Raw genomic sequence first — 10722 nt, 5'->3', positions numbered from 1 at the left:
GGCCTCAGCCATCCCCCGAACGAAGAACGGCCCTCCATCGCGGAGGGCCGTTCGTCGTTCCGTCGTTCAGCGCTGGTCGGGCAGAATGGGCCCGGGCGGGTCGTCGCTCTCGTCCAGCGGGTCGTGGCTTACCTCGTCGTGCTCCTGCAGCTGCTTGGGGAACATGAGCGACGCCACCACCGACCCCCCCAGCACCCCCGCCACCCCCAGCAGCGACACCGCCACCGGAATGTGAAAGTGCAGCGCCGTCACCAGCATCTTTACGCCGATGAAGATCAGGACGACGGAAAGCCCCAGCTTGAGGTAGTGGAACTTGTCGATCACCCCGGCCAGAAGGAAATACAGCGACCGCAGGCACAGAATGGCGAACACGTTGCTGGTGTAGACCAGGAACGGGTCGCGCGTGACCGCGAACACCGCGGGAATGCTGTCGACGGCAAAGATCAGGTCGGTCGTTTCCACCAGCACCAGCACGACGAGCAGGGGCGTGGCCACCCAGCGCAGCTTGCCCTTGAACTCCTCGTGCACAAAGAAGTGCTGCTCGTGGTACTGGTTTGAAATCGGGATGATGCGCCGGATGAGCTTGAGCGCGGGGTTGGAATCCGGCTCCACGTCCATCTCGTCCTGCGTGGCCATCTTGATCCCGGTGTACACCAGGAACGCGCCGAACACGTAGATGATCCACTCGAAGCGCGCGATCAGAATGGCGCCCGCGGCAATCATGGCGCCGCGCATGGCCAGCGCGCCCAGCACGCCCCAGAACAGCACCCGGTGCTGGTACTTGGGCGGAACCTTGAAGTAGGCGAAGATCAGGACGAAGACGAAGATGTTGTCGACGCTCAGCGCCAGCTCGATCAGGTAGCCGGTCAGGAACTCCAGCGCGTCCTGGCGCCCGCCCACCCCCTCCACGGGCAGGTTGCCGGTCCACATCAGGCCGGCGAAGGCGAGCGCCAGCACCATGGTGAGCCCGGCAAACAGGCCGGCCTCCTTGGGCTTTACCACGTGCGCCTTGCGGTTCAGCACCCCCAGGTCCAGCGCGAGGATGATGAACACCAGCAGCGTGAAGCCCACGTAGGGCAGAACATGTCCCTTCAGCAACTTGCCTCCCGGATGGACGCCGCGGCGGGCGTCTGCTGCACGAAAAAACGGGCGACACCTTCGCCCGGGGCCCGGCGCGCGAATGGCACCCGGCCTGTAGCGAAGGTCTCGCCCTGATCACGCCGCGCCCAAGGCGCGCCGCATCCCAACCGGACCGTGCGGGTCGCCCCGCAGTCTTGACGATCCGGCCGCCGGCTGTCTCGCCGGTAAGCTACTCCCCTTCCAGTTCTGCGGGAAAGTACGAGGCAAGAGTCCTGCCGTCAACGCGGCGCGGCCTCCCGTCCGGCGGGCCGGAGCGACAAACGGGGCCGGCGGATTGGCATCCGCCGGCCCCGTTCCGGTTCTTCCGCGGGTCCGCCCCGTCCTCAGCCGGCGCGGGGGTCGCGCGTGCTGACGGGCGGACCCAGGATCTCCGCCATCAGCACGGCGCGGCGCAGGGCGGCGGGGTCGCGCATCTCCTCCAGCAAGCCGTGGTGCGCGGGGCGGACCTCGGCGGCGGCCTCCACGTACCTGCGGTGGAACCGCTCGTGCTCCGCCGTCCAGTCCACCTCCGTCTCCAGCACCTGCGGCGCTTCGGGAAGCGGGCGCGGGTCCGTGCTCCGCAGCACGAACACCGGCTGCTCCTCCTCCTCGTCGTCCGCGGCCAGGTCGTGGTCGTACTCGTCCGCGTGCAGGTCGGCGTCGCCCTCCAGCTCATCCACCTCGCCCTCCGACGAGCTGGCCTCCATGGCGGTCTGCATGCGCCCGGCCGGAAGGGCACGCACGGGCTCCAGCGGCGCCTGCGGCGGGGCGACCGTGGGCATGGCGCCGCGGCCCTGTGCGGCCTTCTGGACCATTCCCAGGATCCAGAAGACCACCGCGGCCCCGATCAGCCAGGTCACCGGTCAGGCTCCCTGGCCGTTGCTGCCCGTCTGCCCGTTGGGGCCGGACGGGCCGGCCAGCGCGCGGCGCATCCCCGTGTCGCTCTGCACGTTCTGGTACCGCGCGTAGTCCATCACCCCCAGGTTGCCGGTGCGGAACGCCTCGGCAATGGCCATGGGCACCTGCGACTCGGCCTCGATCACCCGGGCGCGCGCCTCCACCACCCGCGCCTGGTTTTCCTGCTCCAGCGCCACCGCCATGGCGCGGCGCTCCTCGGCGCGGGCCTGCGCGATGCGCTTGTCGGCTTCTGCCTGGTCCGTCTGCAGCTCGGCGCCGATGTTCTTGCCCACGTCCACGTCGGCGATGTCGATGGACAGGATCTCGAACGCCGTTCCCGCGTCCAGCCCCTTGGCCAGCACCGTCTTGCTGATGTTGTCGGGGTTTTCCAGCACCGCCTTGTGGCTCATGGCCGAGCCGATGGTGCTCACGATCCCCTCGCCCACGCGCGCCAGGATGGTTTCCTCACCCGCGCCGCCCACGAGGCGGTTGATGTTGGCGCGCACCGTCACCCGGGCGATGGCGATGAGCTGAATGCCGTCCTTGGCCATGGCCGCCACCCGCGGCGTGCTGATGACCTTGGGGTTCACCGACGTCTGCACCGCCTCCAGCACGTCGCGCCCGGCCAGGTCAATGGCGGCCGCCTGCTCAAAGGTGAGCCCGATGCCGGCCTTGTCGGCGGCGATGAGCGCCTGCACCACGCGCTCCACGTTGCCGCCGGCCAGGTAGTGCCCTTCCAGCTCGTCCACCTCCAGCCGCACCCCCGCCTTGCGCGCGGTGATGAGCGGATTGACGATGCGCCCTGGGCTCACGCGACGGAAGCGCATCCCGATGAGCTGCACGAAAGGGACGTACACGCCCGAGGTCCACGCCTGCACCCACAGCCCCACGGGGATCAGGTTGATGAGGACGATGAAGGCGATGAACGCGAAGAAGACGAGGATCAGCGCACTGCCGGCGGCGATGCCTTCCATGACCGTGTGTCCTGTGGATCGGGGGGAAGCCCGCCCTGCGCGGGCCTGCGGGCGTCGGCCGTCCGGCCGGCGCCTGAGCGTTCTACGGGGTTGCGATCAAACAAGTTGCGAGCTGCCGGATTCAGCCCTGGCCGTCCGGCAGCGCGAGCGGGCGAACGACGGTGCGGTACCCGTCGGAGCGGATCACCCGCACCGGCGTCCCCGCGCCGATCCACCCCGTCTCGCTCACCACGTCCAGCCGCTCGCCGCCAATGCGGGCGGCGCCGGCGGGGCGCAGGTCGGTGAGCGCCACCCCCTCCACCCCTTCCAGCTCCGGCCGCGGGGGAGCGGACACGTAGCCGCGCTCGCGGTCCAGCGAGCCGCCGAACAGGGCGTGGTAGCGCCCCTGCCGTGTGGCGAGCACCGCCCACGTCCCCACCCCCAGCAGCGTGAGCGCGCTGATGACGCTGAACGCGGCGATGGACACCTCCGCCACGCCCGGCACCGGCCCGGTGACGGTCAGAAATACGCCGGCCATCAGCGCCAGCACGCCCAGAATGCCCGCCACGCCAAAGCCGGGCAGGACGAAGAGTTCCACGCACAGCAGCACCAGGCCGGCGATCAGCACCAGCACCGGCGCCCATCCGGCCATCCCCAGGACGGCGTGAAAGGCGTGTGACTGCGGTTCAACGGATGTGATCATGGCTCCCGTCGCGGGTTCGTGTGCCATCCTGCGATGGAGCATATCAACGGTGCGCCGAAAATCCAACCCGGCTCAGCGCTGCTCCGGGCGGATCCACTTTTCCACCGGCGGCGGGGTGAAGGCGGCCATGCGCTCCAGCAGCCGCACGGGGTCGGTGTCGTCCAGAATGAGCGCGCGGTGCGCCGGGCGAACGAACTCCTCGCGTACGGCGTGGTCGGCCATGGCCAGAAACGCGTCGTAGAAGCCGTGCACGTTCAGCAGGCCGCACGGCTTGGGGTGAATGCCCAGCTGCGACCAGGTGAGCACCTCAAAGAACTCCTCGTAGGTGCCGTACCCGCCGGGGAGGGCGATGAAGCCGTCGGACAGGTCGGCCATGCGCGCCTTGCGCTCGTGCATGCTGCCCACGACCTGCAGTTCCGAAAGGCCGTGGTGCCCCACCTCGCGCCTCATGAGCGCCTCGGGAATGACGCCGACGACCTCGCCGCCCGCGGCCATCACCGTGTCGGCCACCACGCCCATGAGCCCCACGCGCCCGCCGCCGTACACCAGCCCGATGCCGCGCTCCGCCAGCAGGGAGCCCACCTGCGCCGCCGCCCGCGCGTACTCCGGCCGGCTGCCCGCGCTGCTTCCGCAGAACACACAGATCCTCTTCACCCGTCCACTCCCCTGTTCACGCGATACGCGCAACAGCCTGCCCCGCTGCGCGCGTGCTTGAGAAACCAGCCCGCCGATCCCTCCCCCACCTGATCCGTCATCCTCGGAGCATCTTGCAGATCCGGCCCGCCCTCTCGCGCCGAAGCCTGAGGCGTCATTCTGAGGGAGCAATGCGCCATGCCGTCCACCGTGCCGAACCCTGCGCGACCGAAGAATCCCGCGCCGAAGTCTCCGCGCGGACGCAGGTGGCGCGGCACGCCCCGTACTTCTCGCCGCGTCCCGGCCCCGCGGCACGCCCGCAGCCCTCAGGATGCCAAGTCTCTGCATCACAGGTAGTTAAGAGCGCAAAAGCCTGTCATCCTGAGCGGAGCGCTGCACCGAACCATCCGCCGCGCCGAACCATAGCGCGCGGAGTCGAAGTATCTACGGGCGGCCGAGCCAACGTCGCGACACGCACGCCCGTTCTCGCGGGCGCAGCAGACGGCGCCAGAGTGCCGTTCCGCCGCAAGTCCCTCAGGCGCCTCCTCAGGATGACAAGCCTATGTGCTGCAGAGACTTGAGCGCCCAACGAGCTGTCATCCTGAGCGGAGCGCGGCGCCGGACTTTCTATCGCGCCGAACTTTGGCGCGAAGTCGAAGGATCTACTTGCCGCCGAGCCAACGTCGCGACACGCACGCCCGTTCTCACAGGCGCAGCAGATCCTTCGTCGGCGCCAGAGTGCCGTTCCGCCGCAAGTGCCTCCGGCGCCTCCTCAGGATGACAAGTTCCTGCGTTACAAACACTTAGGTGCACAAAGGCCTGTCATCCTGAGCGGAGCGCGGCGCCGGACTTTCTATCGCGCCGAAACTTTGGCGCGGAGTCGAAGTATCTACTGGCCGCTGAGCCAACGTCGCGACACGCACGCCCGTTCTCACAGGCATAGTAGATCCTTCGTCGGCGCCAGAGTGCCGTTCGGCCGCAAGTGCCTCCGGCGCCTCCTAAGGATGACAAGTGTCTGCGCTGCATGGGTTTGTGGCGCACGGGCGGAGGGCGGACAGTCACGGATCAACCTCCCGCGCGCTCCGCGTCGTTGCGGATGCCGCGCAGCATCTCGCGCCGGATCAGCCCGCTGAACGGCCCCACGAGCCGCCAGTAGCGGCCGAACATGCGCAGCGCGTGCGGGTCCGTGCAGCGCACGCGCGTCTCCGTAACGATCAGCGATCCGCGCTCGGCGGGGAGCACTGCGAAGTTCCACGCCGCCACCGTCATCCCCGGCTCGTTGAACGCGCGGAACGCATCCGCCTCCACCCGCCGCAGGTCGCCCGCGGGCTTCCAGAACCGCCCCGTCAACCCCAGCACGATCTCGCGCGGCGCGTCCTCCGCCAGCAGCACGAACCCGCCGCGCAGCAGTCCATCCATCCGCGTGCCCAGCGGCGCCTCGCCGCGCGCCTTCCTGCCCGCCAGCCGCCCGGGCAGCGAGCGCAGGGCAAAGAGGGCACGGATGATCCACGATCCGCTCATGTCCAGCCGCCGCACCGCCGCGTACGCCTGCGCCGGCGAGGCCGACGTACGCACCGCGTGGCGCTCGCTGAAGTCCGCCTTCGGCAGAAAGTCGTCGATCAGCATGCGCCCGCGCGCCCGGGCTGGTACGCCGCGCCGCCATCCTTCCATGCCCACCACTGCAGCAGCTCCGGATCGTGCTCCGCCTCCGACGCGAAGTAGACGGCGCAGCGGAACACGTACAACACGCAGCGATCCTGGTGCACGCCCGTGATGTCGCACAGCCGGTCGTACATGGCCACCGGGTCCGCCCCGCGCAGCGACGCAATGGTGGGAAAGCCCAGCAGGCGCAGGTCCGCCGCCAGGCTGGGGCCAATGCCGGGAATGCGCTGAAGCTCGTCGCGGCGGGCGCTCTTGGGGGGCATGCAACCTTTTTCGGCTGGCGCGTGTCTCAGTGGATGTACGCGGGGGTGAAACCTTTCATCCACACGACGCGTACGACAGGGCGCGGAGCAGGACGTTCATGTTCCGCTAATGAAGTGGTTGAAACTCCGCGGCGGGTAGTGCGGTAGTATCACGCAGGACGAGGCTGTACACGGGATCGAGAATGCCGACGTGACCCCCACCTTCGCTTATGGCGTCCTCCGGGTGGGCACGGCTGAGAACCGATGGAAAGCAGTCCTGAGCGCCGGTACGGAAGTGAGGGAGTGAGGGAACGCGAAGGGGCCCGCCAGCACGATGGCGGGCCCCTCGCTTTTCATTCCTCCATCTCGTCCTGCACCGCCACGGGCGGCAGGCTGCGGATGGCCAGCCATCCCAGGATGCCGGCGATGAACGAGGCCATGAAGATGCCCAGCTTGGCCTCCTCGTTGAACTCCGGGTGCTCGGGAAAGGCCAGCGCGCTGATGAACAGCGACATGGTGAACCCGATGCCCCCCAGCAGCGCCACCCCGCCGATGGACCGCCAGTTGGCCCCGGACGGCAGCTCCGAGATGCGCAGGCGCACCGAGAGCCAGGCGAACAGCGTGATGCCGATGGGCTTGCCCAGCACCAGCCCCAGCAGCACGCCCAGCGTGACCGGCTCACGGAACGCGGCCGCCAGGTTGCCGCTCAGGTGCACCCCGGCGTTGGCCAGCGCGAACAGGGGAATGATGCCGAACGCCACCCAGTAGTGCAGCTCGTGCTCAATGCGCTGCAGCGGCGCCTGCGCGGCCTCGCAGGCGTTCTCCATCTCCTGCACGGCGGCCTGCTGCCCCTTGTTGGTCAGCACGCTGGGCCCTTCCTCGCCCGCCGCGTCAAAGTGGTTCAGAATCAGCTTGCCGCGGTCCAGGAACTCCGCCGTGTCAATGCGGGTGCGCGCGGGAATCGTCATCGCCAGCAGCACGCCGGCCACCGTGGCGTGCACCCCGCTGAGCAGGAACGCCACCCACAGCCCCGCGCCCAGCGCCACATAGGTGAGCGGCTTGCGCGCCCCCAGCCGGTTGAGCAGCACCAGCATCACCAGCACCACGCCGCCGATGCCCAGCGCCGTCCAGTTGATGTGGTCCGTGTAGAAGACCGCGATCACCAGCACGGCGCCCAGGTCGTCCACGATGGCCAGCGCGGCCAGAAACACCTTGAGCGAAAGCGGGGTGCGCGGCCCCAGCAGCGCCAGCACGCCCAGCGCAAAGGCGATGTCCGTGGCCATGGGGATTCCCCACCCGCGCGCCCCCTCGCCCCCCAGGTTCACCAGCGCGTAGATGAGGGCCGGCACCACCATGCCGCCCAGCGCCGCCGCGATGGGAAGGGCGGCGCGCCGCGCGGAGGCCAGTTCGCCCACCAGGAACTCGCGCTTGATCTCCAGCCCCACCAGAAAGAAGAAGACCGCCATCAGCCCGTCGTTCACCCAGTGGTGCAGGGTGTACGACAGCTCCTGCCCGCCGAAGCGGAAGCTGAGCGGGGTTTCCCAGAAGTGGTGGTACGCCTCGCGCCAGGGGGAGTTGGCGGCGACGATGGCAATGAGCGTGCAGGCGACCAGCACGATCCCCCCCGCCGACTCCGCGTGCGCGAAGCGGACGAAGGGGGACAGGATCCGCTGAATGCGAGTGGGGCGGGGCGGGGGTAGAAAGTGGTCGTGCGCGGCCATGTGTCCCTGGAGTCGGTTCCCGGATTGGACTGGGCCGACGAACCTAACGGGGCCCCGCGCGCAATCCAACCCTGCTGGTCCGCTACTCAGGACGGGCGGTGAACCGGCGCATGGAGCGCGTGCGTCAGCGGTCGCGCGCCACGGCGGAGCGGGTGCCGGCGGACCCGGTCAGCAGCGGATACGGATTCACGTTTTCGCTCTCCCAGTACCGCTCGGGATTGCTCAGGCGCCCCACGCTGAAGTGCAGGTGGTAGTTGCCGGGGCCGGCGTTGCCCGTGTCGCCCACGTAGGCGATCACCTCGCCGCGGCGGATGCGCTGGCCTTCGCGAATGCCGGCGGCGTAGCGCTGCAGGTGGGCGTAGTAGTACAGCGTGCGCCCGTCGTCGCCGAACTGGTAGATGGTAATGCCGCCCATGCCGCCGGTGCGCAGGCGGTGGATGGTGCCGTCCGCGGCCGCCACCACGGGCGCGCCCTGGGGCGCCATGATGTCGATGGCGTTGTGGGTGCGGCCGCCGGAGCGCGCGTCGGTGTAGCTGTCGCTCAGCTGCGAGGGGCGAATGCCGCGGACGGGAATGAGCAGCGACGCGCCGGGCGCCAGTTCGCCCGCCGGCGCTTCGGCGTGGTCCGCCTCGGCCGCGCGGGGGGCGGGTGCGGGGCGGGCCGCGGTGCGGGCACGGGTGCGGCTGCCGGGGGCGCTCTCCGGCGCCGCGCCGATGGCGACGGTGCACGCATTCAGCGAAAGCGCGGCGGCCAGCGCCAGAACGCCCGGAAGGGCGCGGTGCATGGGGCGGATGGACATGTCGCGGAAACGTTCCGGGGGTGGTACAACCGCCATTCCGGGGAGGAGCGGCGGCGGGCAAAGGACATCGGGCGGGGAAACCCTGCGGCCCGTGAGCCGTCATATTGCCGTCATTGCGGCAGTGTGCGCAAGAGTTTTGATGCATCCGGCCCCGGACAGCGGCACCCGTATGCCTCGCCAGTCCGCATGGTCGCGGGTTGACCCGGGCAGCTGGAGGTGGCAACATCCAGTTTCTGCGATTCCGGGCGAATCTGGGAATCGTGAGTGCCGCGGGAAGTGTTTTGATGGCCTGCTTTGACTTGAACTGGAAGCAAGGTTTTCGTCCCGATCTCAAGAGTCCGTCTGCCCACCTATCTTCCCCAGAACCCACGACCTTGCGGGACATACGCCGCCCCTCCGCTTCTCTCGTGACTCCCGCATCGGCGGGCTGGGTCGCGCGCGTGGCGGGGCGGGCGAAGCGCGCGCTGCTGGCGTGGCGCGCGCCGGCCGTCGCCCGCGCGGTTCGCGCGGAAGGGCTGACGTACCTGGACCTGGCGGCGCTCACTGAACTGCACGGCGCCGTCGCCGGGCGGGCGCACGTGCCGGGCGACCTGGTGGAGGTGGGGTGCGCGCTGGGCGGATCGGCACTGGTGATGGCGCTCGCGCGTGCGTCGAACCGGCCCCTGTACGTGTACGACGTCTTCGGCATGCCGCCGCCGCCAAGCGAGGGGGACGGGCCGGACGTGCACGCCCGCTACGCCGCCATCGCGGGCGGGCTGTCGGAGGGGATCGGGGGCGGCGTATACTACGGGTACGTGAACGGCCTGCTGGAGCGCGTGCGGGAAACCTTTCGGCGCTACGGCGTCGACCCGGAGCGCACCGGCGTGGCCTTTGTGCCCGGGATGGCGCAGGACACCCTGCCGGAGCACGGCCCGGTGGCCGTGGCGCACGTGGACTGCGACCGGTACGAATCCGTCCGCGTGTGCCTGGAGCGCATCGCGCCGCGCCTGTCCCCGGGCGGCGTCATGATCATCGACGACTACGATTCCAAGTCGGGGTGCCGCAAGGCGGTGGACGAATACTTCGCCGCCCGCCCCGGCGAGTTCCGGCTGGAGCGCCGCTCCCGCCTGCACGTGCTCCGCAACTAGCGGCCGGCCCGGCCGCACCGTCCGCCGCCCTTTCCATCATCCTCCGCCCCAGGATCTTCATGCACCCGTTCGAGCCCGCGCCGCTGCGCACCGAGCCGTTCCCCCACGTTCTGCAGGACGGCTACCTGGAGCCGGAGCTGTACGGTGCGCTGCTGGCGGCCTTTCCCGAGTGCCCGCCGGGGAGCGGCCCCACCGGCTACAACTACTTCTGGGGCGATCCGGAGTACGACCAGCTGCTGGAGGGGAGCGAGGCGTGGCGCACGCTCTTCAACCGCTTTCACAGCCAGGCGTTCGTAGACTACGTGCTGGGGCAGTTCCGCGAGGTGGTGGAGCGCGAGTGCGTGGTGGATCTTTCCAACGCCCGCTACGTGCCGTACCAGGAGTCGCGCGCGGACAAGGAAGCCCCGCGGATCGCCAACGTGGTGCACGCGCCCGACGAGCTGTGGGTGCGCATGGACGTGGCGCAGGCGCGCACCGGGTACGACCGGGGCGCGCACCTGGACCATCGCCGCCGCGTGGCCACCATGCTGCTGTACTTCTGCGACGCCGACGAGATCGAGATGGTGGGCGGCGACCTGCGCCTGCACCCCGGCCCCGACGCGCCTGCCACGGAGGTGATTCGCCCGCGGCACAACCGCATGGCCATGTTCCCCTGCCACAACGCCAGCTGGCACTCGGCCAGCGCCATCACCTCGCAGAAGGGGCCGCGCAACTTCCTGCAGATCTCGCTGTCCAGCTCCATCGACCTGTGGAAGCCGCTCCCGGTGTCGCCGCTCACCCGCGCCACGGCGGGGCTGCGCGCCCTGGCCGGCCGCGCCGCGTCGGTCTTCGGCTGAGCACGCCCGAACCCCTTTCCGCACAGGCGG

General features: G+C 69.7%; 11 protein-coding genes. 2 read left to right on the top strand and 9 right to left on the bottom strand.

What is annotated here, in order from left to right; translation table 11 throughout:
* Positions 1-66: 66 nt before the first annotated feature.
* The 9 genes from VF665_RS01175 to VF665_RS01135 all read right to left on the bottom strand — a co-directional run bounded on the left by VF665_RS01175 (position 67) and on the right by VF665_RS01135 (position 8729).
* Positions 67-1098, bottom strand: a complete 1032-nt coding sequence (locus VF665_RS01175) for a TerC family protein (RefSeq protein ID WP_331051566.1) — start codon at positions 1096-1098, stop codon at positions 67-69.
* Positions 1099-1463: 365 nt separating this feature from the next.
* The gene (locus VF665_RS01170) at positions 1464-1979 is read right to left on the bottom strand and encodes a hypothetical protein (RefSeq protein WP_331051565.1); all 516 of its coding nucleotides are present in this window, start codon (positions 1977-1979) and stop codon (positions 1464-1466) included.
* A gap of 3 nt (positions 1980-1982) precedes the next feature.
* A complete protein-coding gene (floA, locus tag VF665_RS01165; protein WP_331051564.1) occupies positions 1983-2990 on the bottom strand; it encodes a flotillin-like protein FloA in 1008 nt (335 codons plus the stop codon).
* A gap of 121 nt (positions 2991-3111) precedes the next feature.
* Positions 3112-3672, bottom strand: a complete 561-nt coding sequence (locus tag VF665_RS01160) for an NfeD family protein (protein WP_331051563.1) — start codon at positions 3670-3672, stop codon at positions 3112-3114.
* A gap of 72 nt (positions 3673-3744) precedes the next feature.
* The gene (locus tag VF665_RS01155; protein WP_331051562.1) at positions 3745-4326 is read right to left on the bottom strand and encodes a TIGR00730 family Rossman fold protein; all 582 of its coding nucleotides are present in this window, start codon (positions 4324-4326) and stop codon (positions 3745-3747) included.
* 1044 nt (positions 4327-5370) lie between these two features.
* A complete protein-coding gene (locus tag VF665_RS01150) occupies positions 5371-5931 on the bottom strand; it encodes a hypothetical protein (RefSeq protein WP_331051561.1) in 561 nt (186 codons plus the stop codon).
* Positions 5925-6230, bottom strand: coding sequence for a helix-hairpin-helix domain-containing protein (locus tag VF665_RS01145; protein ID WP_331051560.1), 306 nt, complete (start codon positions 6228-6230; stop codon positions 5925-5927). The genes VF665_RS01150 and VF665_RS01145 overlap by 7 nt, the downstream gene beginning before the upstream one ends.
* Before the next feature lie 332 nt (positions 6231-6562).
* Entirely contained in the window at positions 6563-7930 is a 1368-nt protein-coding gene (nhaA, locus tag VF665_RS01140) for a Na+/H+ antiporter NhaA (protein ID WP_331051559.1), read from the bottom strand.
* A gap of 124 nt (positions 7931-8054) precedes the next feature.
* Entirely contained in the window at positions 8055-8729 is a 675-nt protein-coding gene (locus VF665_RS01135; protein ID WP_331051558.1) for a M23 family metallopeptidase, read from the bottom strand.
* A gap of 407 nt (positions 8730-9136) precedes the next feature.
* Here VF665_RS01135 and VF665_RS01130 point away from each other — a divergent pair, with 407 nt between their 5' ends.
* Both VF665_RS01130 and VF665_RS01125 read left to right on the top strand, forming a co-directional pair.
* On the top strand, positions 9137-9856 hold the full coding sequence (locus VF665_RS01130; RefSeq protein ID WP_331051557.1) for a TylF/MycF/NovP-related O-methyltransferase: 720 nt from the start codon (positions 9137-9139) through the stop codon (positions 9854-9856).
* Positions 9857-9915: 59 nt separating this feature from the next.
* Complete coding sequence (locus VF665_RS01125; protein ID WP_331051556.1) at positions 9916-10692, top strand: 2OG-Fe(II) oxygenase; 777 nt, start codon at positions 9916-9918, stop codon at positions 10690-10692.
* Positions 10693-10722 lie beyond the last annotated feature (30 nt).

It is taken from the genome of Longimicrobium sp., assembly GCF_036387355.1.
GTDB lineage: Bacteria > Gemmatimonadota > Gemmatimonadetes > Longimicrobiales > Longimicrobiaceae > Longimicrobium.
This window is presented reverse-complemented; position numbering and strand designations above follow the sequence as displayed.